We start from the raw sequence: 20,874 nt of genomic DNA, 5'->3' as shown, positions 1-20,874 counted from the left end.
AGGCGGGTCGGATCAAGGGCATTGCGGAGGTGCGGATCGAGGAGGCGCGCATTGCGGGGGTGCGGAGGCGCGGATCGTGGCGGGTTCAGCGCGAGGTGTCGAAGACCTCGTCACGGGTGGCCGCGAGCGCGCACTCCAGCGCGCCGCGCAGCACGGGGTGCGCACGGACGTCACCGACGACGAGCCGGGGCCGGGCCGCCGCCAGCTCCTCCAGTTCGGCCTGGACGAGGCCGCGCAGCACCTCGCCGCCGGCGGTCAGGGCGGAGCCGCTGAGGACGACGAGTTCGGGGTCGAGGACGGAGACGAGCGAGGCGAGGCCGGTGGCCAGCCGGGTCGCGTAGGCCCGCAGCAGCTCCCGGTGCGGACCGTCCGCGTGGTCGGCGGCGCGGGCCAGCAGCGCGGCGGCGGCCTCGGGGTACGGCCCCGGCGGCACGTCCTCGATGCCGAGCTCACGGGCCAGCTTCGGCAGCGCCTGGGAGCCGGCCAGTTCCTGGTACCCGCCGCTGTTGGCCCGGGTCACCTGCCGTACCAGGGGCGCGCCCGGCACCGGCAGGAAGCCGACCTCGCCCGCGCCGCCGGTCCAGCCGCGGTGCAGCCGGCCGCCGAGCACCAGGGCTGCGCCCATGCCCTCCTGGTTCCACAGCAGCACGAAGTCCGCGTGGCCCCGGGCGGCGCCGAGCCGCTGTTCGGCGAGGGCGACGAGGTTGACGTCGTTCTCGTACTCGACCGGCATCGGCAGCGCGGCGGCGAGTTCGCCGAGCAGCGTGGGGGAGTGCCAGCCGGGCAGATGGGAGGCGTAGCGCAGGCGGCCGGTGTTCGGGTCGAAGGCGCCGGGGGTGCCGATCACCAGCCGGTGGACGTCGGCCCGGGTGAGCCCGGCGGCCTTCACCGCGCCGTCGAGCGCGTCGGTGACCTGCCGGACGACCGGAAGGGCCGGGTGCCGGCCGGGGGTGGGCAGTTCGTACTCGCCGACCGTGCGGCCGGTGATGTCGGCGACGGCGGCGCGGATGCGGTGCGGGGCGACGTCGAGCCCGGCGGCGTACGCGACGTCCGGACGCACGGCGTACAGCTGGGCGCCGGGACCCGGCCGGCCCTCGCTGGTGCCGGTGACCCGGACCAGGCCGGCGGCCTCCAGGCGGGCCAGCAGCTGGGAGGCGGTGGGCTTGGACAGTCCGGTGAGCTTGCCGATCCGGGTGCGGGACAGCGGACCGTGTTCCAGGAGGAGGTCCAGGGCGGCCCGGTCGTTCATGGCGCGCAGCACGCGCGGGGTGCCCGGCGTTCCCGGCGTTCCCGGTGTACCCGTGGTCCCTGCCATGGTCGCCCCCGCCTCTCAGGCCGCTACCGCCGTCCGGCATGCCCGGAAGATCACTGTTAGGAAAGTTTCCTATTCGAGTGACAGGAACGTATGGCCGGGGGAGGAAGACGTCAAGGGCGGGGAGAGCGGGGGAGAGCCAGGAGACCGGAGCGCCTCAGTCCTCGTCGAGGAACGAGGCCGTCTCGAGGGTGGGGTACGGGGCGGGCAGGGGGAGCGGGGTGCCGAGGCCGACTTTCACGTCGGTCTCGTAGTACGCCTCGGTGGGGTCGTCGCCGGGCAGGGCCGGGGGTCCACCTGCGTCATGACTGGCTCCATGATCGGTTCGGCGCTCATCGCTTCTCCTCGTCGCACTGATGCCAGGGCTAAGCCCGCGCCGGGCGCCCCGGCAGAACGATGGGGCACCCGCGGCGCCTCCGGCGCCGGGATGCCCCACCCTTCACTCGAACGAGTGTGCTGAATCGATTGTCCGCCGGACTACTTCGTCGGCGGCCGCTGCGGAGTGATCGGCGACGCCTCCAGGGACTGCGGGGAGGTGCTGCTGGCGAAGGCCGAGGGGGCCGCCATGGCCGCCGACGGGTCCGGGGCCGCCTCGACGTCCTCCGTGGCCGTGGCGCCGCCCACGATCGGGATGCGCGCCGCGTCCAGGGCCTGCTTGACGCGCCAGCGCAGCTCGCGCTCCACGGTCAGCGACTTGCCCGGCATGGTCTTGGCCGAGACCCGGATGGCCATGGAGTCGATCAGCACGCTGTCCAGGCCGAGCACCTCGACCGGGCCCCACAGCAGCTCGTTCCAGGGCTCTTCCTTGCCCATCCGCTCGCCGACCTCGGCGAGCGTGGCCTTGACCCGGTCCAGGTTCTCGCTCGACTTCACCGTCACGTCGACCGTGGCGGTCGCCCAGCCCTGCGAGAGGTTGCCGATCCGCTTCACCTCGCCGTTGCGCACGTACCAGGTCTCACCGTTGGCACCGCGCAGCTTGGTCACCCGCAGACCGACGGCGACGACCTCACCGGTGGCCACACCCGCGTCGATCGTGTCGCCGACGCCGTACTGGTCCTCCAGGATCATGAACACGCCGGAGAGGAAGTCCGTGACCAGGTTCCGGGCACCGAAGCCGATCGCCACACCGGCGACACCGGCGGAGGCGAGCAGCGGCGCCAGGTTGATCTTGAAGGTGGACAGCACCATCAGCGCCGCCGTACCGAGGATCAGGAAGCTCGCCACCGACCGCAGTACCGAGCCGATCGCCTGCGAGCGCTGCCGGCGCCGCTCGGTGCTGGCCAGCAGCCCGCCCAGCGCGGTGTGCTCGACCTCCTGGGCGGTCCGGTTCATCCGGTCGATCAGCTTGGTGATCGCCCGCCGCACCACCGCGCGCAGCACCACCGCGATGACCACGATCAGCAGGATCTGCAGACCCATCGCGAGCCACGTCGACCAGTTCTGCTCCACCCAGTCCGCCGCGTTCGTCGCGCTCTGCTGGGCGTCCTGGAGCGAGGGCACGATCGGCGCCGTCGAGCCCGACGGCGTGGGAGACGGGGACGGCGACGCACCGGCGGCCAGTTGGACGACGGGCAGGGACACGGCAAGTACCTCCATGGTGCTGCGTAGTCCGGTCCGGTGCGGCGGTCAAGGTCACGAAACCGAGGTCGCCAAGGTCACGGAAAGGACACCGGAGGGACAGAACCACCACACTAACGGGGCATCGTGTGTGGCCGTGCCGATCCGGACAGCGACGACCCGGCTCACCTGGGCTTGAACCGGCCCCGCCGCGGGGGATGAATCAGATGTGGTCGAAAACACTCCCAGCCCGTTACCGGGACATGGTGGCGCGTTCACCAGGCATGAGGGGAGACTGGCTGCAGATCGTCCCGGCGCGAGCCACGCGCCGCCGACGCCCAAGGAGGCACCCGTGCCGCATGTCCTGGTCCTCAACGCGTCGTACGAGCCCCTCGGCGTCGTACCGCTCCGCCGCGCTCTCGTCCTCGTCCTGGAGAACAAGGCCGTCTCCCTCGAGGAATCCGGCGCCTATCTGCACAGCGCGACCGTCACACTCCCCGCACCCAGCGTGGTCCGGCTCAAGCGATTCGTGCGGGTGCCCTACCGGGGGCCCGTTCCTCTCACCCGGCGGGCCCTGTTCGCCCGGGACGGGGGCCGGTGCATGTACTGCGGTGGCGTCGCAACCAGCGTCGACCACGTCATCCCGCGCAGCCGCGGGGGCCAGCACCGCTGGGACAACGTGGTCGCCTCCTGCCGCCGCTGCAACCACGTCAAGGCCGACCGCCACCTCGTCGAGCTGGGCTGGAGACTGCACCACAAACCGGCCCCGCCCACCGGTCTGGCCTGGCGCATCATCGGCACCGGGCATAGGGACCCGCGCTGGCTGCCCTACTTGCAACCGTACGGCGCGGAAGACGCCATGGCCCGGATCGACGGCATTTCCGCCTGACGATCCGGGCCTTCGCATACCCGACGAGCCCGTGCCCGTCGTGCCCCGCGGTGGCTCAGCCGCGGGGCCTTCGGGACCGGCGCGTCAGACGCGTGGCCCTTCGGGCCGCGCCCCGCGTACGGCGTACAGCACCACGCCCACCACGAACGCGGCCAGCGCCATCGCCCAGGCCTCCGGCTGCGCGCCCGGCTGCATCGGCCAGGCCCACAGCAGCGCCGCGCGCCCCTGCGCCCCGTGCGAGGCGAGGTAGACGGAACTGACGTAGACGAACGCGGGCAGCCAGCTCAGCCGGGCCCCCAGCAGCACCGCCGCGGCCGCGGTGATGCCCACGCAGCCCAGCGTGTTGCGGATCGCGGCCGGCGGCCCGAACACGTCCGCGTGCCCCAGCACGGCCAGCGGCAGCAGCCCCGACGCGAGCGCCGTGAGCCCCACCAGCTGCACCAGCCGGCGCGGCCACCAGGGGCGCACCGCCGTACGGTCCAGCTCCGCCGAGGCCGTGTACAGGCTCACACCGATCACGGCGGCTGCCATCAGCGGGGCCAGCGCCACGATCGGCACCCGGCTGTCCGGGTCCACGAAGGCGTTCAGCTGCCGTGCCGCCCAGATCGCGAAGCCGGTCGTCGCGACGAGCGCCGCGAGGGTGGCGGGGACGGCCCGCGAACGGGCGTACAGAAGGAATCCGCTGTTCACAGCGCCGGCACCACCTTGGGGTCGCAGTCGCCCGCGGTGGCGAAGTACGCCGAGAGCCAGGCGCGGCGCTGTGCGTCGCCCATCGCTGCCAGGTGTCCGCGGGCCTCCTGCCGCGCCTTCAGGTCCGCGCGGTGGGATGCGGAACCCCGGGCGTCGAGCCCGTCGAACTGCGCCCGCCCCGGACTGGGCGCCAGATAGTTCTGCACCGCTTCGTCGACCCTGGCCACCTGCGGATCCGGCTCGTGGGCGCAGTCGCCGCGCTGCAACGCCACCATCGCCTCCCATGCGAACTGCTCCGGATCGGTCAGCTGCCCCCGTACGACGTACCAGCCGATCGGCGTCAGCATGGGCAGCGCCACCTCGTCGCGGCGCGGCGCACCCGGGCGGTCCTCCCACCGCGCGGGCAGGTGCCGTACGCCCTTCAGGCGCCCGGTGATCCCCGACAGGGCTTCGGTGACCTGCGGCAGCATCCCGGCGTAGCGGGCGTTCACACAGACGGCGGGAGTCACGGAGGTGTCGCACACCTGGTGGTCGGCCGTGGTGTTGTGGTGCCACAGTCCCACCCCGTTCTGTATCAGCAGCGCGCCGGCGGCCGTCGCGGCGGCCAGCGGCAGCAGGGCCGTGTACCGGCGACGCGCGGCGTACGCCAGCACGGCCGCTCCCGCCAGACCCCCCGTCCACACGGTCGTCGCCACCGGCTGCCACCACACCGGCACCGAGGTCGCCCCGTTCTCGAAGGCGGGACTGAGGTAACGGCCGAGATCCGAGCTGTGCGCCGTGTACCCGAGGCCCACGTACCCGACCAGGGCCAGCACCGGCGCGGCCAGCCGCGACGGCACAAGCCGCCCGACCACGTGCCCCGTCAGCGCGGCGGCGCCCACGGCCACCGCGCCCGACGGCAGCAGGGCGAGGTGGGGACGGTCACCCTGGGCGTACGGCCAGGTGGCGAGGAGCCCCAGGGCCGCGGCGGCCAGATACCCGGCCATCACCCAGACCACGACCGGCAGCGCCGACGTCAGCAACCGGGCGAGCGGGCCACGCGCGAACGTCGCCCACAGCTCCTCGGTACGCTGCCGCCGCTCCCGCCCGCCCTGCCAGCAACCCGCGGCGGCGGCCAGCGGTACGGCGATCACCAGGCCGGCCTGCAACTGCCCCGTGGTCTCGCCCCAGCCGCCCTGCCAGCGCTTGGTGGTGCCCGCCAGCATCACGACGAGCACCAGCAGCACCGCGGCACCGGCCCAGGGGGCGAAGCTGCGCAGCGCTTCGGTGCGAAGCGGGTGCGGGGCGCGCGGGCCCTGCCTGTTCCGGCCGGCTTCCTTCTGGCCGCCCTGGCCGCCCTGGCCTTCCTGGCCGTCCTGGCCCTTCTCGTCTTTCCGGCCCTTGAGGTCGTCCACGAGCGCCATCACACTCCCTCCCGCACGCCGGCCGGGGCGCCGTGTGCCCGCTGGGTCTCCCGGTGGCTGCGGTGCGCGCGCAGGGCCGCCGTGTAACCGCGTTCGATCGGGTGGTCGCCCGGGTCGTCCGAGTCCTCACCGAGGGTGGCGAGGGCGTCCGGCGTGCCCTGATAGGCGACCCGGCCCGCGTCGATGAGGGTCACGTCCGTGCAGGCGGTCGCCACGTCCTCGACCAGGTGCGTGGAGACCACCACCGTGGCGTTCGCGCCCAGTTCGCGCAGCAGCTCGCGGAACTCCACCCGCTGCTCGGGGTCGAGGCCGGCGGTCGGCTCGTCCAGCAGCAGCACCTCCGGGTCGTTGACCACGGCCTGCGCGATGCCGACCCGGCGGACCATGCCGCCGGACAGCGTCTTGACCTTCTCGTCGATGCGGTCCATGAGACCGACCCGCGCCACCGCCCGCTCCACGGCGGCCGGGGTGCGGTCGGCGGGCATCTCCTTGAGCCAGGCCACGTACGTCACGAACTCCCGCACGGTGAAGCCCGGGTAGTAGCCGAACTCCTGTGGCAGATAGCCGAGCCGGCGCCGGATGCCGGACCGTCCGCGGTGGTCGGCGCTGTCCTGCCCGAGGATCTCCACCGAGCCGCCGTGCGGCTGGGCCACGGTGGCCAGCACGCGGATCAGCGAGGTCTTGCCGGCGCCGTTCGGCCCGAGCAGCCCGTGCACACCGGTGCCGAGGCTCAGGTCGACGGAGTCGAGGGCGACGGTCTTTCTGTGCCGGACGCTCAGGCCGGTCACGCGTACAGAACTCAAGGTGTCTCCAGGGATCCGGCCGGGAGGGCGGCATGCCGGCCGCTCGCCGGTGGATCAGGGTCGGGGCAGGGCGGCGCGTGGCGGCCTTGCCGAGTGGTGACGGTGGTTCGAGTGGCTTGGGTGGTGCGGGTGGTGACGGTGGTTCGAGTGGATTGGGTGGTGCGGTTGGTTCGAGTGGTGAGGCCGGGCGGGCAGGCGGGACCACCGGCGCGGCCGGGCAGTGTGCGGCCGACGCCGGAACAGGGGTCGTACGTCAGCGAGGGAGCAGGTTGTCGAACGCCTGGCGGCGGACCGCCAGGAGTACGGCGCTCACGGCGGCCGCGGCCGCCCACGTGCCCTGCGCGCCCGCCCCGTCGAGGCACTGGGAGAGCTGCTCGGCCAGACGTGCGGTGATGGCGGCCGGTGCGGTGGCCGTCGGCGCCAGGACGGCGCACAGCCAGCCGCCCGCCGTGACGCCGGTCGCCGTCCGGCAGCCCACGAAGGAGGCCAGGGCGAGCGAGGTCAGCGTCAGCGCCAGCCCCGGCAGCAGCCAGGCCGCGGCCGCCGGGGCGCCGGAGGCGGGCAGCAGCAGCCCGGTCAGGGTCAGCAGAGGCAGGCTCACCGCGAGCACGACCAGGGTCCGGGTCAGCGCGAGACGCAGACCGCCGCCCGGGCTGGCCGCGGCGACCTCGTAGAGCGGGTCGGCGTGCGGCCCGTAGGACAGGGCCACCCCGGCGACGGGCACGACGGGCGCGATCGCCAGCAGCAGCGCCCGCGTGCCGGCGAACCCGCCCCCCTGTCCCAGGACCAGCGCACCCGCGGCCACGACCAGCACGGCCGGCAGCCACGCCCCGCGCACCGCGGGTCCGGCGGCCCACAGGAGCCGGGCGGTCCGGCGCAGCCGAGGGAGCCGGCGGACCTTGGGGAGCCCCGGGCGACGCTGTCCCGCGGCGCCCTCGCACGCGGGCGCCCCGGATGCCGGGATCCGTGCCGACCCCTGGGCCGCCCCCTGTGCGGGAAGCGCCCCCAGTACCGCTTCCCGCACCTCCCTCAGGACCGTCCCCGCAGCCGTGGCGCCCACGGCCCGCGACACCCGGACCGCGCACCTGGAGCACTGCTCCACGTGGGTCTCCAGGGACCACGCGTCCGGCTCCGGCAGGGAGCCGGCGGCGTAGCGGGCGACGACGCCGTCGTCCGCGTGCCAGATGTGTGCGTTGTTGTTCGTCATGCCGTGCCTCCCACCAGGGACGGGTTCAACTGGGTGAGCGCGTCGCGCAGTTCGGCGCGGGCGCGGCGGGCGCGGGACTTGACCGTGCCCTCGGGGATACCGAGCAGCCGGGCCGCCTCACGGGTGCTCAGCCCGTCGACGACCGTCGCCCGCAGCACCTCCCGCAGCTCGGGGGAGATCCGGTCGAGGGCGGTGCCGACGTCGCCGTACTCCAGCCCGGTCAGCACCCGGTCCTCGGCGGAGGGCGCGACGGCCGTGTCGTACCGCCCCGGGGTCCCCTCCTCCAGCGGCGGCCCCACGACCCGCGTGGCGCGCTCCTGCGCCCGCCGCGCGTCCACCAGCCGCCGTGCCGCGATCGTCCACAGCCAGCCGCCGGCCTCCTGCCCGCGATGCCCCGCAGCCGACCGCCACACGGTCACGAAGGTGTCCTGCAGCACCTCCCGTACGACCTCCGGATCGGCGCAGCGCCGCGTCAGCCGCGCGTGCAGCCATCCCGCGTGCCGGTCGTACAGATCGGCCAGTGCCGCCGGATCCCCCGCCGCGACGGCCCGCAGCAGCCCCGCGTCCTCGGCCGCGCCGTCCTTCTCCCGGTGGCCCCCCATGGGGCGGAACAGTCTCACACCCCCTCTATCGCCCCGCCGGTCGCCGCCGGTTCACGCGGCGCGTTCTTTTTCGGCCCCGCCCTGCCGCGCCCGGATTTCGGCTACTACCGCTACAGCTTCGCGGGCACCTCGCCCACCACGGCGGTCTCCCGCGCGACATCGGGCATCCGGCCGGACGCCGGACATATGAAGCACCTTGTCCGTGTCTGTGTGTCTGCCTTCCCGTCCACGGGGTAGGGCTCTTCGTGACCCGCCAGAAGCCGAACCCGACGTACCGACTAGGAGGCCCCCGTGGCCGTACCGGCTCGTCCCCCCGTCCCGGCCCAGTGGAAACCCGCGGCACCGTGGTCCGCGGACAGCCGCGAGGCACCGGTGTGCGTCTTCAGCGCGGAGAGCGCCTGCACGCAGCCGCCGCTGACCAGCGAGCCTCCGCTGCCCGACGCCGAGCCGCTGACCAGCGAGCCCCCGCTCGCCGACGTCACCCCGCTCCACAGCGAGTCCGACCCGGTCCCGGTCTCCTTCGGTCCGGGGCTGTAGATGGACCCGGCGCGCGACGACGTGGAGCTGTCCCGGCTCGCCGACCTGCACGGGGTCGCCACCTCCTACAGCCCGTCCCCGGACCGTACGGTCGCGGTCCCCGCCACCGCCGTCATCGCCGCCCTCGCCGCCCTCGACGTCGACGCGCGCACCCCCGACGCCGTACGCGCCGCGCTCGCCGCGCGGGAACGCGAGCTGAGCGAACGGCTGCTGCCCCCGACGGTGGTGTGGTGGGCCGGCACCCCGCAGCCGCCCGACGCCTTCGCCGCGCTGCCGCCCGGCACCCGCCTGCGGGTGCGCGCCGAGGACGGACAGGAGGAGGAGCGCGACCGGATCGAGGGGCTGCCCCTCGGTGTGCACCAGGTGACGGCCACCGCGCCCGACGGCCGCACCGGGCACACCCATCTCATCGTCGCCCCGGACCGGCTGCCCGCCCCCGCCACCCGTTCCTACGGCCTCCTCGTGCAGCTGTACTCCCTGCTGTCGCGCCGCTCCTGGGGCATGGGCGACCTCGACGACCTCGCCGAACTGGCCGGCTGGGCCGGGCGCACCGCCGGAGCCGGGTTCGTACAGGTCAACCCGTTGCACGCGGCCGTACCCGGGGCCCCGACCGACCCGTCCCCGTACCGGCCGTCCTCGCGCCGCTTCCCCGACCCCGTGCACCTGCGGATCGAACGGATCCCGGAGTTCGCGCACATCGAGGACCAGGGGCGCCTGCGCACGCTGCTGGAACGCGCCGACCGGCTGCGGGCCGGCGTCCTCGACAAGGGCGCCCTCATCGACCGCGACGCGGTGTGGGAGCTGAAGCGGCAGGCCCTGGAACTGGTCCTCGCCGTGCCGCTCGGACCCGGACGGCAGGCCGCGTACGACGCCTACCGCGCCGAGGAGGGGCAGGCCCTGGAGGACCACGCCACCTGGTACGCCCTCGCCGAACGGTACGGCCCCGACTGGCTCTTCTGGCCCGAACCCCTGCGCGACCCCCGTTCGGCCGAGACCGCCGCCGAGCGCGCCGCCCTCGCCGACCGCGTCGACTTCCACGCCCGCCTCGCCTGGCTCACCGACGGCCAGCTCCGCGCCGCCCAGCACGCCGCCCGGGAGGCCGGGATGCCCGTGGGGATCGTGCACGACCTGGCCGTCGGCGTGCATCCGCTGGGCGCCGACGCCTGGGCGCAGCAGGACCACTTCGCCGCCGGCATGTCGGTCGGCGCGCCCCCCGACGCCTTCAACGCCCGCGGCCAGGACTGGGGCCTGCCGCCCTGGCGCCCCGACCGGCTGGCCGCCTCGGGCCACGCCCCCTACCGCCGGCTCCTGCGCGCCCTCTTCCGCTACGCCGGAGCCCTGCGCATCGACCACGTCATGGGCCTGTTCCGGCTGTGGTGGGTCCCCCAGGGACAGCCGCCGACGGACGGCACGTACGTCCGCTACGACGCCGACGCCATGCTCGCCCTCCTCACCCTGGAGGCCTCCCGCGCCGGGGCCGTGGTGATCGGCGAGGACCTCGGCACCGTGGAGCCGGGCGTGCGCGAGACGCTGGGGCGGCGCGGGGTGCTGGGCACGTCCGTGCTCTGGTTCGAACGGGACTGGGACGGCGACGGGCTCCCGCTGCCGCCGGAACGCTGGCGCGCCGACTGCGTCGCCACCGCCACCACCCACGACCTGCCCTCCACCGCGGCCCGGCTCACCGGCGAACACGTCGACCTGCGCGACCGCCTCGGCCTGCTCACCCGCCCCGCGGCCGAGGAGCGCGCGGAGGCCACGGCGGACGCGGCGGAATGGCTCGCCCTGCTCGACGGCCTGGGCCTCCTGCACCGGCCCCGGCCCTCCGACTCCTCCTCCGGCCCCTCCGGCTCCTCCTCCGGCCCCTCCGGCTCCTCCTCCGGCCTCTCCGGCTCCTCCTCCGGCCTCTCCGGCTCCTCCGGCTCCGGCGAGGAGGCTGAGATCCAGGCCGTCCACCGGTTCCTGCTGCGCACCCCCGCCCGGTTGATCGGCGTCTGGCTGCCCGACGGCATCGGTGACCGCCGCCCGCAGAACCTCCCCGGCACCTGGGACCAGTACCCCAACTGGCGGCTCCCGGTCGCGGACGCGGAAGGCCGCCCGGTGACCCTGGAGGAACTGACCGGATCGCCCCGGCTGAGGGCGCTCCTCGACGTTCTGCGGGAACCGCCCGGCCCGCCCGGCGCCTGAGTACGGCACCCCGGGCGCGCGCGCCTTCGGGCCGTTCGCTAACTTGGGGAACGTGGACAAGAAGAACGCCCTGCGCGCCGGTGCTCTGGCCGCCGGTACGACGCTGATGATGCTGCTCATGTCTTCCCCCGCGCTCGCGCTGGCCCGTGACGACGGCGACGACCCCGGCCAGGGTCTGAGCGCCATCGAGACCGTGGGTCTGTACGTGCTGATCCCGCTGGCCCTGTTCGCCGTCATCGCCGGCCTGGTCATGGTGCTGGACCGCTCCACGGTCCGGGTCACCAAGGGCGGTGCCCCGTCCAAGGCCGGTGCCGTCAAGGCCGACGCCAAGGCCTGACGGAACCGACGGTTCTTCGACCGAGGGCGCCCGTCCTCCCCTTCGTACACGCGCGACGCGTACGGAGGTGACGACGGGCGCCCTCGGCGTTTTCCCGGGTCCGGCGGTCCTGCGCGTGTCCGGCGGCCACGCGCGGGTCAGGATCGGTCCGCGCGGGTCGGGCGGTCGGTCAGGGGCTCGGCGCGGTCAGATACCGCTGGACGACCGGCCCCACCCACGCCACCACCTCCTGGTGCGACAGCGCCACCGCCGGGGGCAGCCGCAGCACATAACGGGTGAGCGCCAGCCCCAGAACCTGCGCGGCGCACAGCGCGGCCCGCGCCGGCACCTGCTCGGGATCGGGGCACACCTTGCGCGCCACCGGGAGCAACTGGTCCCGGAAGACACCCTGGAGCCGCTCGGCCGCGGCCTGGTTGGTGACGCCGACCCGGAGTACGGCCGTCAGCTCCTCGTTGCTCTCCCACAGCCCGAGGAAGTGGGTGACCAGCGCCCGCCCGACCTCGTCCCGCGGCACCTGCGTGAGGTCGGGCAGCCGCAGATCGAGTGTGACGGCCGCGGCGAACAGACCCTCCTTGCTGCCGAAGTAGCGCATCACCATGGAGGGGTCGATGGACGCGTCCTTGGCGATGGCCCGGATGGTGGCCCGCTCGTACCCGTCGCCTGCGAACCGCTCGCGCGCGGCGGCGAGGATCGCGGTACGGGTGGCGTCGGAGCGGCGAGCGCCGCCGCTGCTTGCGTTGCCAGTCATGCCAACGAGCGTAGGCCAACGGGTGGTGGCCAACAATCGTTGACTTCCCGTGCCGACCGTCCTACCGTTGCCAACAAGCGTTGACCAACGGATGTTGACCAACGGGCGTTGACAAACATGTGCTGGCATCCAGGAGGCCACCATGAACGGCACCCCCGCGACTCCCGAAGCCCACGAGGGCCCTGAGGTCCACGGGGCCCCCGAGGCCCTTGAGGCCTCTGAGGCCCACGAGACCCCCACCCCTGACGTCATCGTCGTGGGTGCCGGTCCCACCGGCCTCCTCCTCGCCGGTGACCTCGCCGCCGCAGGGGTCCGGGTCACCCTCCTCGAAAAGCGCCCCCACAAGGTCAGCAACCTCTCCCGCGCCTTCGTCCTGCACGCCCGCACCCTGGAGCAGCTCGACGCGCGGGGCCTGGCCGAGGAGCTGGAGGCGGTCGGCAAGCCCCTGGAGCGGCTGCGTCTCTTCGGCGGCCTCACCTTCGACCTGCGCACCCTCCCCACCCGCTTCCGTCACGTCCTCGTCCTGCCCCAGTACGAGGTGGAGAAGGTGCTGGAGCGGTGGGCGGCCGGGGCGGGCGTCGACTTCCGGTACGAGACCGAGCTGACCGCGCTCACGCAGGACGCGGACGGCGTGACCGTGGAGGCGCGCGGGCCCGAGGGGCGGACCGAGCGGCTGCGGGCGGCGTACGTCGTCGGCACCGACGGCATGCGCAGCGCGGTGCGCGGGGCGGTCGGGGTGCCGTTCCCGGGCAAGTCGGTGATCCGGTCCGTCGTCCTCGCCGACGTGCTGCTCGCCGAGAAGCCCCCGAACCTGCTCACGGCGAACGCCGTCGGTGACGCCTTCGCGTTCCTCGTGCCCTTCGGCGACGGCTACTACCGGGTGATCGGCTGGCACCGCGGCCGTGACATCTCCGAGCGGGAGCCGGTGGACCTGGCGGAGGTCAAGGAGATCACCCGGCTCGCGCTGGGCCGGGACTTCGGGATGCACGACGCCCGCTGGCTGTCCCGCTTCCACAGCGACGAACGCCAGGCGCCCGCCTACCGGGTCGGCCGGGTCTTCCTCGCCGGGGACGCCGCCCACGTGCACACCCCGGCCGGCGGTCAGGGCATGAACACCGGCATGCAGGACGCGGCCAACCTGGGCTGGAAGCTGGCCGCCGCCGTCACCGGCCACGCGGGTCCGGAGCTGCTCGACAGCTACCAGGCCGAGCGGCACCCGGTCGGCAGGACGGTGCTGCGCAGCAGCGGCGGGATCGTGCGGCTCGCCATGGCCAAGCGGCCCTGGACGCTGGCCGCCCGCGCCGCGCTCGTCGCGTTCCTCGGCGCCGTCGCCCCCGCCCGCCGCAAGATCGCGGGCCAGATCACGGGCATCGGCTACCGCTACCCCACGCCCCGGGGCGCCCACCGGCTCACCGGCACCCGCGTCCCGGACGTCGCCCTGGCCGGCGGCACCCGGCTCCACGAGGCGCTGCGCGGCGGCCGGTTCGTACTGATCTCCCCGGAGCCGGCGCGGGAGTCGTACGGCAAGGGGAGCGCAGGCCGGCTGGCGGTGGCGCGGTGGGTGGGCGACCGGCGGACGACCGTACTGGTGCGCCCCGACGGGTATGTGGCGTGGGCCGCCGACGCGGCCGGCCGGGCGGATGTCGAGGCGGCCCTCGCCCGTCATCTCGGCCCGGCGGACTGAACGGCTACTCGGCCGTCCCGCTCAGCAACTGCCTCAGCAGGCCGACCAGTTGGCCGACCTGTTCGTCGTCGAGGGCGGTCAGGGCGTCCTGCTGTTCCGCGAGGCCCGCGCCGACCGCCGAGTCGACCAGCCGCAGCCCCTCCTCGGTGAGCGTCACCCGCAGACCGCGCCGGTCGTGCGGGTCGGGGGAGCGGCGCAGCAGTCCGGCCTGCTCCAGTTTGTCGAGGCGGCCGGTCGTGCCGCCGGTGGTGAGCATGAGGGTCGCCGACAGCTCGCGGGGCGAGAGGGTGTACGGCTCGCCGGAGCGGCGCAGGGTCGCGAGGACGTCGAACTCCCCGCGCGAGATGCCGAACCGGGCGTACGCCTTCTCCGTCCGGTCGCCCATCGCGCGCGCGATCCGGTGGACGCGGCCGAAGACCTCCAGCGCCCGGGTGTCGAGGTCGGGCCGGACCGCCGCCCACTGCTCGATGATCGTGTCGACGGGGTCCCCGGAGGGCGTCCGGGGGTGAGGGGTGGAGGCCATGGGGGGAGTATCCGCCCGCGACTGACTCGATCGCAAGAAAGTAGCTTGGCGGAAAGTTGCTTGGAGCCGAGCTGTTTTCTCCGGGCTGTTCGCGGGCTGCTTGCGGCGCCTACGGCCGGCGCACCTCGTACAGGAAGCACCCGTACTCCACCGCCCGCACATGCACCAGCGCCACCTCGGGATCCGCGAACGCCTCGCTGAACGCGTCCGCGAAGGCCGACTGCGAGCCGGCCGGGTCCTCGACCAGGCGGCCGCCCAGGATGCGGCCGTCGGCGGAGTAACGGCGGACCGTGCGGTGGGCGTTCGTGAAGGGCAGGCCGTGACCGTCAGGCCCGGTGCACTCACCGGCGTGGACGAAGACGGGACCCTGCTCGTCGTAGGCGCCCGGGTCGGTGCCCGTCTCGGCCGCGCGGCGGCGCAGGGGCGCGTACGACACCAGGGCGATCACTTCGCCGGGCGTGCTGTGCCGTAGGCAGCAGCGCAGCGGCGAACCGCCCTCCTCGTCCGTGAAGGGGGCCATGGGGCGGCCCGCGTCGTCGTGGACACGCAGTTCCCGGAGGGTCGTGGGCGGCAGCGGCCGTGCGGTGTAGGTGGTCATACCGCCAGCCTGACCCGCCACCGGACCGTCTTCCGGCGGTATCCGGACGCCGCCCTCGTGCCCGCCCTCGTACCCGTCCGGCGGCCGCGGGGACAGCGGACGCGGAAGTCGGGCGCGGACGGCGAAGGGCGCCCGGCGTGCTGCCGGGCGCCCCTCGCCGTCGTCCGGGAGCCGGTTACGCGGTGGTCGCCGCCGCGTCCGCGGCCTGGGCCCTGAGCGCGCGCTCGATGCCCGCGCGGGACTCCGAGACGAGACGGCGCAGGGCCGCGTTCGGCTCGGCGGCGGACAGCCAGGTGTCCGTCTTGGTCAGGATCTCCTCGGAGACCTGCACCGACGGGTACAGGCCGACCGCGATCTGCTGGGCGATTTCGTGCGAACGGGAGTCCCAGACGTCCTTCACGGCCTCGAAGTACGTGTCCGTGTAGGGCTCCAGCAGCTCACGCTGGTCGGTCTGCACGAAGCCGGCGATCACGGCCTCCTGCACGGCGTTCGGCAGCTTGTCGGACTCGACGACCGACGCCCAGGCCTCCGCCTTCGCCTCCGCCGTCGGACGGGCGGCACGGGCGGTGGCCGCGTGGCGCTCGCCGGCGGCCGTCCGGTCCCGCTCGTACTCGCTCGCGATCTCCGCCTCGTCGAAGCGGCCGACCGCCGCGAGGCGCTCCACGAACGTCCAGCGCAGCTCGGTGTCGACGACCAGGCCCTCGACGGTCTGGGTGCCGTCCAGCAGCGCCTCCAGCAGGTCCAGCTGCTCCGGCGTGCGCGCGGTCGCCGCGAACGCCCGCGCCCAGGCCAGCTGGTGGTCGCTGCCCGGTTCGGCCGCGCGCAGGTGGGCCAGCGTGGCGTCGGTCCAGCGGGTCAGCAGGGCCTCGCGGGCGGTCGGGTCGGCGTACAGGTCGATCGCCAGCTTCGCCTGCCGCTGGAGCGACTGCACGACACCGATGTCGGACTCCTTGCCGATGCCGGACAGCACCAGCGCCAGGTAGTCGCGGGTGGCCAGCTCGCCGTCGCGGGTCATGTCCCAGGCCGACGCCCAGCACAGGGCGCGCGGCAGGGACGCCTCGAAGTCGCCCAGGTGCTCGGTGACGAAGGCGAGGGACTCCTCGTCCAGGCGGACCTTCGCGTACGACAGGTCGTCGTCGTTGAGCAGGACGACCGCCGGGCGGCGCTTGCCGCCCAGCTGCGGTACGGCCGTCAGCTCACCGTCGACGTCCAGCTCGACGCGCTCGGTGCGCACCAGCTTGCCGGTCGCCTCGTCGAGGTCGTAGAAGCCGATGGCGATGCGGTGCGGGCGCAGCGTCGGCTCGCCCTTGGCGCCGGCGGGCAGCGCCGGGGCCTCCTGGCGGACGGCGAAGGAGGTGATGACACCCTCGGCGTCGGTGGCGATCTCGGGCCGCAGGATGTTGATGCCGGCCGTCTGGAGCCACTTCTGCGACCAGGTGCTCAGGTCGCGGCCCGAGGTCTCCTCAAGGGCGCCCAGCAGGTCGGACAGGCGCGTGTTGCCGAACGCGTGGCGCTTGAAGTACGCCTGCACGCCCTTGAAGAACTCTTCCATGCCGACGTACGCGACGAGCTGCTTCAGCACGCTCGCGCCCTTGGCGTACGTGATGCCGTCGAAGTTGACGAGGACGTCGTCCAGATCGCGGATCTCGGCCATGATCGGGTGCGTGGAGGGCAGCTGGTCCTGCCGGTACGCCCATGTCTTCATCGAGTTGGCGAACGTCGTCCACGCGTGCGGCCAGCTGCTGCCCGGCGCGTACGCCTGGCAGGCGATGGAGGTGTAGGTGGCGAACGACTCGTTCAGCCACAGGTCGTTCCACCACTCCATGGTGACCAGGTCGCCGAACCACATGTGGGCCAGCTCGTGCAGGATCGTCTCCGCGCGCAGCTCGTACGCCGCGTCCGTCACCTTCGACCGGAAGACGTACTGGTCGCGGATGGTCACCGCGCCCGCGTTCTCCATCGCGCCCGCGTTGAACTCCGGCACGAACAGCTGGTCGTACTTCTCGAAGGGGTACGCGTAGTCGAACTTCTCCTGGAACCAGTCGAAGCCCTGCCGCGTGACCTCGAAGATCGCGTCCGAGTCGAGGAACTCGGCGAGCGAGGGCCGGCAGTAGATGCCCAGCGGCACGCTCTGCCCGTCCTTCTCGTACACGCTGTGCACCGAGTGGTACGGGCCCACGATCAGCGCCGTGATGTACGACGAGATGCGCGGGGTCGGCGCGAACGCCCAGATGTTGTCCTTGGGCTCCGGCGTCGGCGAGTTGGAGATGACCGTCCAGCCCTCGGGGGCCTTCACGGTGAACTGGAAGGTCGCCTTCAGGTCGGGCTGCTCGAAGGAGGCGAAGACGCGGCGGGCGTCCGGCACCTCGAACTGGGTGTACAGGTACGCCTGCTCGTCGACCGGGTCGACGAAGCGGTGCAGACCCTCGCCGGTGTTGGTGTACGCGCAGTCGGCGACGACCCGCAGGACGTTGCGGCCCTGCAGCAGACCGGGCAGCGCGATCCGCGAGTCCTTGAAGACCTCGGCGGGGTCGAGCGCGTCCCCGTTCAGCGTCACCTCGCTGATGGCCGGTGCGACCAGGTCGATGAAGGACTCGGCGCCGGACTCGGCGACGTCGAAGCGCACCGTGGTCGCGGACCGGTAGGTACCGCCCTCCTGCGCGCCGGAGAGGTCGAGATCGATCTCGTACGAGTCAACGGTGAGCAGCTGGGCCCGCTGCTGCGCCTCTTCGCGAGTCAGGTTTGTGCCAGGCACGCGGTCATCTCCTCGTTATGTGTGGGTTGCGCCATCCTTCCATGGAGCCCTGGGGAAGGCGATGCCCCTGTCCGGCGGCGGGTACGCGAAAGGGGCGGCCACCCGGAGGAGGCCGCCCCGCACGCCCGGCGTCGCGCTACTTCGCGGACAGCTCCGCGGCGACCAGCTCCGCGATCTGGACCGCGTTCAGCGCGGCGCCCTTGCGGAGGTTGTCGCCGGACACGAACAGGGCCAGGCCGTTGTCCACCGTCTCGTCGCGGCGGATCCGCCCGACGAAGCAGGGGTCCTGGCCGGCCGCCTGGAGGGGGGTGGGGATGTCGGACAGGACGACACCCGGGGCCTTCGCCAGCAGCTCGGTCGCGCGCTCCGGGGAGAGCGGGCGGGCGAAGCGGGCGTTGACCTGGAGGGAGTGCCCGGAGAAGACGGGGACGCGCACACAGGTGCCGGAGACCTTCAGACCCGGGATCTCCAGGATCTTGCGGGACTCGTTGCGCAGCTTCTGCTCCTCGTCGGTCTCGTTCAGACCGTCGTCGACGATCGAGCCCGCCAGCGGGAGCACGTTGAAGGCGATCGGGCGCTTGTAGACGCCCGGCTCGGGGAAGTCGACCGCCGAGCCGTCGTGGGTGAGCTTGTCGGCGTCCGCGACGACCTTCTGCGTCTGGCCGTGCAGCTCGGCAACGCCCGCGAGGCCGGAGCCGGACACCGCCTGGTAGGTGGCGACGACCAGCGCCTCCAGGCCGGCCTCCTCGTGCAGCGGCTTCAGGACCGGCATCGCGGCCATGGTGGTGCAGTTCGGGTTGGCGATGATGCCCTTGGGGCGGTCCGCGATCGCGTGCGGGTTCACCTCGGAGACCACCAGCGGGACCTCGGGGTCCTTGCGCCACGCCGAGGAGTTGTCGATGACGACCGCGCCCTGGGCGGCGACCTTCTCCGCCAGCGCCTTGGAGGTGGTTCCGCCGGCCGAGAACAGGACGATGTCGAGGCCCGCGTAGTCGGCGGTCGCCGCGTCCTCCACCGTCACGCCGTCCAGCACGGTGCCGGCCGAGCGGGCGGAGGCGAACAGACGCAGCTCGGTGACGGGAAAGTTCCGCTCCTTGAGGATCCTGCGCATGACCGTGCCGACCTGACCGGTGGCTCCGACGATTCCGACCCTCACGGTGACTCCCTCTGTGTGTCTGTTGCTACGTGTTCTTGTCTGACCTGGGCTTTCCCATCATGCGGCTGCCCCCGGCCCACCTGTCCAATTCTTTGACGTCCTTCGCGGGGCGCACCCGGAGAGTGGGACACGATCACTCGGCGGATGGTTGCGGACCTGCGCCGCACGCCTCGCCGAACTGCAGATATTCCCTCCACGGTAGCCCCGGGCCGGAAGCTGTGCTGTCCCGTTCCTGCCCGTGCGCACCCCGGCCACACAGCGGTGTGACGCACGCCTCCGCGGCCGCCGAGGCCTTCGTGCGGCGGCGGCCGAACGTTTCGGCCGTGTGCGGCGTCGTAGAGGCAGACGTGTGAGGGGGGTGGCCTGTGCTGCGCGGAGGGGCGCGCCGTAAGGAGAGAGTGCACGCCGGTGCGGACGACCGCGTCGGCGAGGACCCGCTGGACGCGGCCCAGGAGCGCCGGGTGCGGGCGGTGCTCGCGCTCGGCGGGGTGCCGCAGACGGACCTGCCGGACGGGGTGCAGCAGGTACGGCTGCGGCTGCTGGAGCGGGCCGCGAACGGACACGAGGCGCCGCGCGACGTCTCCGCGTGGGCCGCGGTGGTCGCCTCCAACCTCGCCATGGACTGGCACCGGGCCAAGCGGCGCCAGGAGCGGCTGGGGGAACGCCTGGCCTCCCTGCGCGAACCCGCGCACCCGTCCGGCGAGGAGACCAGCCTGCTCTCCCTCGCCGTCGCCCGGGGCCTGGACGAGCTGCCCGGCGCCCAGCGCCAGGTCGTCGTCCTGCGCTTCTTCGCCGACCTGCCGGTGCGCGCGATCGCCGAGGAGCTGGGCATACCCGAGGGCACGGTCAAGAGCAGGCTGCACACGGCGGTCCGCGCGCTGCGCGAGAGGCTGCACGAGGACGAGGTGGTGTGAGATGACCGCCGAACACGAGGACGCCGACGGCGTCGACGGAGTCGAGGGTGCCGACGGCACCGGGGATGCCGCGGAGTACGACGGCATGGACGCCCTGATGGCCGCGATCACCGAGACCCCGCTGCCGGCAGCCGCGCGCCTGGACGCCTCCTTCCTCGCCCGACACCGCGCGGCCGAAGCCGACGTGGCGGTGCTGCGGCGGGAACTGACGTGGATCGCCGAGGCATTGACGGGGGAGGCGCTGACGGCGGACGAGCCGGCCGGGGACGAGCCGGCGGGGGAGGGGCCGGCAAGGGAGCGGACCGTTGCCTCCGGGTCCGGCGGACGCCCCCGGGGCACCCCGCGCCCCACCGCCCCCGCACGCCCGGCCCGCCCTCCGCGTCCGGGGCGCCCCACCGGCCGGCGCCGGGCCCTGCGGATCGCGCTCGGTTCGCTCGCCGGTGCCGCGGCCCTCGGGATGGTCGCCGGGCTCGGGTGGCTGGCGGCCCGGCCGGGCGGGGGCGCGGGGACGGGCGGGAGCGCGGCCGACGCGAAGAGCGCCGACCAGGGTGCGGCGGAGGTGTCCGGTGACGACGGGCGCCCCTCCGACCCGGCGTCGGCCCTGGCCTGCTACCGGCTGGTCGCGGAGGGCACCGTGGCGAAGGTGGAGCGGCTGCCGCAGGACCCGTGGACCCGGATCGTGCTCACCGTGACCCGCTCCTACGAGCCCGCCCGCGGTCCGGCCGAGGTCGGCTTCGTTCTCGACGGCGGCGCGAGTCCGGCCCCGCGCGAGGGACAGCACGTGCTCGTCGGGGTCGGCCGGGGCCGGGACACCGCGAGCCTGTGGGCCGTGGGAGACGCCCGTGTGGCCGTCAACCGGGCCTGGATCACCGAGACGCTGCCCGAGGCGCGGCACACCACGTGCCCGCAGGACGGGGAGCCGACCGGCAAGCCGTGAGGGCGGGCACCCGGAAACCGGACACCCGCCCCCACTCG

The 20,874-nt window shown here is 73.8% G+C and carries 19 protein-coding genes; 7 read left to right on the top strand and 12 right to left on the bottom strand.

Annotated elements, in window-relative coordinates:
- Positions 1–85: 85 nt before the first annotated feature.
- The gene (locus OIB37_RS13805; protein ID WP_330457881.1) at positions 86–1,315 is read right to left on the bottom strand and encodes an ROK family transcriptional regulator; all 1,230 of its coding nucleotides are present in this window, start codon (positions 1,313–1,315) and stop codon (positions 86–88) included.
- A 474-nt stretch (positions 1,316–1,789) separates the two neighbouring features.
- Positions 1,790–2,908 (bottom strand): mechanosensitive ion channel family protein, encoded by a 1,119-nt coding sequence (locus OIB37_RS13800; RefSeq protein WP_330457880.1) that lies wholly within the window; start codon positions 2,906–2,908, stop codon positions 1,790–1,792.
- Positions 2,909–3,221: 313 nt separating this feature from the next.
- Between OIB37_RS13800 and OIB37_RS13795 the strand changes: the two genes are divergently transcribed.
- Positions 3,222–3,758: an HNH endonuclease gene (locus tag OIB37_RS13795; RefSeq protein ID WP_330457879.1), complete on the top strand. Its 537-nt coding sequence runs from the start codon at positions 3,222–3,224 to the stop codon at positions 3,756–3,758.
- 84 nt (positions 3,759–3,842) lie between these two features.
- Here the strand turns inward: OIB37_RS13795 and OIB37_RS13790 are convergent, their stop codons facing one another.
- From OIB37_RS13790 to OIB37_RS13770, 5 genes are all read right to left on the bottom strand, one after another.
- Positions 3,843–4,448: a hypothetical protein gene (locus OIB37_RS13790; RefSeq protein ID WP_330457878.1), complete on the bottom strand. Its 606-nt coding sequence runs from the start codon at positions 4,446–4,448 to the stop codon at positions 3,843–3,845.
- On the bottom strand, positions 4,445–5,851 hold the full coding sequence (locus tag OIB37_RS13785) for a hypothetical protein (protein WP_330457877.1): 1,407 nt from the start codon (positions 5,849–5,851) through the stop codon (positions 4,445–4,447). The genes OIB37_RS13790 and OIB37_RS13785 overlap by 4 nt, the downstream gene beginning before the upstream one ends.
- On the bottom strand, positions 5,851–6,639 hold the full coding sequence (locus OIB37_RS13780) for an ABC transporter ATP-binding protein (protein WP_443058266.1): 789 nt from the start codon (positions 6,637–6,639) through the stop codon (positions 5,851–5,853). Before OIB37_RS13780 ends, OIB37_RS13785 begins: the two co-directional genes overlap by 1 nt.
- 268 nt (positions 6,640–6,907) lie before the next feature.
- Positions 6,908–7,861 (bottom strand): zf-HC2 domain-containing protein, encoded by a 954-nt coding sequence (locus tag OIB37_RS13775; RefSeq protein ID WP_330457875.1) that lies wholly within the window; start codon positions 7,859–7,861, stop codon positions 6,908–6,910.
- The gene (locus tag OIB37_RS13770) at positions 7,858–8,463 is read right to left on the bottom strand and encodes an RNA polymerase sigma factor (protein WP_330461841.1); all 606 of its coding nucleotides are present in this window, start codon (positions 8,461–8,463) and stop codon (positions 7,858–7,860) included. Before OIB37_RS13770 ends, OIB37_RS13775 begins: the two co-directional genes overlap by 4 nt.
- Positions 8,464–8,754: 291 nt before the next feature.
- Here OIB37_RS13770 and OIB37_RS13765 point away from each other — a divergent pair, with 291 nt between their 5' ends.
- Genes OIB37_RS13765 through OIB37_RS13755 form a run of 3 tightly spaced genes read left to right on the top strand, consistent with a single transcriptional unit; the run spans position 8,755 to position 11,521 of the window.
- Positions 8,755–9,000, top strand: coding sequence for a hypothetical protein (locus tag OIB37_RS13765; RefSeq protein ID WP_330457874.1), 246 nt, complete (start codon positions 8,755–8,757; stop codon positions 8,998–9,000).
- Positions 9,001–11,184 carry a 4-alpha-glucanotransferase gene (gene malQ, locus OIB37_RS13760; protein ID WP_330457873.1) on the top strand — a complete coding sequence of 728 codons (2,184 nt, stop codon included), beginning with the start codon at positions 9,001–9,003 and terminating at the stop codon, positions 11,182–11,184.
- 52 nt (positions 11,185–11,236) lie between these two features.
- Complete coding sequence (locus tag OIB37_RS13755) at positions 11,237–11,521, top strand: hypothetical protein (protein WP_330457872.1); 285 nt, start codon at positions 11,237–11,239, stop codon at positions 11,519–11,521.
- Positions 11,522–11,690: 169 nt separating this feature from the next.
- Here the strand turns inward: OIB37_RS13755 and OIB37_RS13750 are convergent, their stop codons facing one another.
- Positions 11,691–12,269 carry a TetR/AcrR family transcriptional regulator gene (locus OIB37_RS13750; protein WP_330457871.1) on the bottom strand — a complete coding sequence of 193 codons (579 nt, stop codon included), beginning with the start codon at positions 12,267–12,269 and terminating at the stop codon, positions 11,691–11,693.
- Between the two features lie 142 nt (positions 12,270–12,411).
- On the opposite strand from OIB37_RS13750, the gene OIB37_RS13745 reads away from it, so the two are divergent.
- Positions 12,412–13,953, top strand: coding sequence for an FAD-dependent monooxygenase (locus OIB37_RS13745; RefSeq protein ID WP_330457870.1), 1,542 nt, complete (start codon positions 12,412–12,414; stop codon positions 13,951–13,953).
- A 4-nt stretch (positions 13,954–13,957) separates the two neighbouring features.
- Here OIB37_RS13745 and OIB37_RS13740 read toward each other — a convergent pair whose 3' ends face one another.
- The 4 genes from OIB37_RS13740 to OIB37_RS13725 form a co-directional block, all read right to left on the bottom strand.
- Positions 13,958–14,476 carry a MarR family winged helix-turn-helix transcriptional regulator gene (locus OIB37_RS13740; RefSeq protein ID WP_330457869.1) on the bottom strand — a complete coding sequence of 173 codons (519 nt, stop codon included), beginning with the start codon at positions 14,474–14,476 and terminating at the stop codon, positions 13,958–13,960.
- Between the two features lie 109 nt (positions 14,477–14,585).
- A complete protein-coding gene (locus OIB37_RS13735) occupies positions 14,586–15,074 on the bottom strand; it encodes a DUF1203 domain-containing protein (protein WP_330457868.1) in 489 nt (162 codons plus the stop codon).
- A 175-nt stretch (positions 15,075–15,249) separates the two neighbouring features.
- The gene (gene pepN, locus OIB37_RS13730; protein WP_330457867.1) at positions 15,250–17,829 is read right to left on the bottom strand and encodes an aminopeptidase N; all 2,580 of its coding nucleotides are present in this window, start codon (positions 17,827–17,829) and stop codon (positions 15,250–15,252) included.
- Positions 17,830–17,965: 136 nt separating this feature from the next.
- The gene (locus OIB37_RS13725; protein ID WP_330457866.1) at positions 17,966–18,985 is read right to left on the bottom strand and encodes an aspartate-semialdehyde dehydrogenase; all 1,020 of its coding nucleotides are present in this window, start codon (positions 18,983–18,985) and stop codon (positions 17,966–17,968) included.
- 365 nt (positions 18,986–19,350) lie between these two features.
- On the opposite strand from OIB37_RS13725, the gene OIB37_RS13720 reads away from it, so the two are divergent.
- Positions 19,351–19,899: an RNA polymerase sigma factor gene (locus OIB37_RS13720; protein ID WP_443058145.1), complete on the top strand. Its 549-nt coding sequence runs from the start codon at positions 19,351–19,353 to the stop codon at positions 19,897–19,899.
- Position 19,900: 1 nt separating this feature from the next.
- Complete coding sequence (locus OIB37_RS13715) at positions 19,901–20,836, top strand: hypothetical protein (protein ID WP_330457864.1); 936 nt, start codon at positions 19,901–19,903, stop codon at positions 20,834–20,836.
- Positions 20,837–20,874 lie beyond the last annotated feature (38 nt).

The organism is Streptomyces sp. NBC_00820 (assembly GCF_036347055.1).
Classification (GTDB): Bacteria; Actinomycetota; Actinomycetes; order Streptomycetales; family Streptomycetaceae; genus Streptomyces.
Note: the sequence above shows the minus strand (reverse complement) of the source record. Positions and strands in the feature narration are given on the sequence as shown.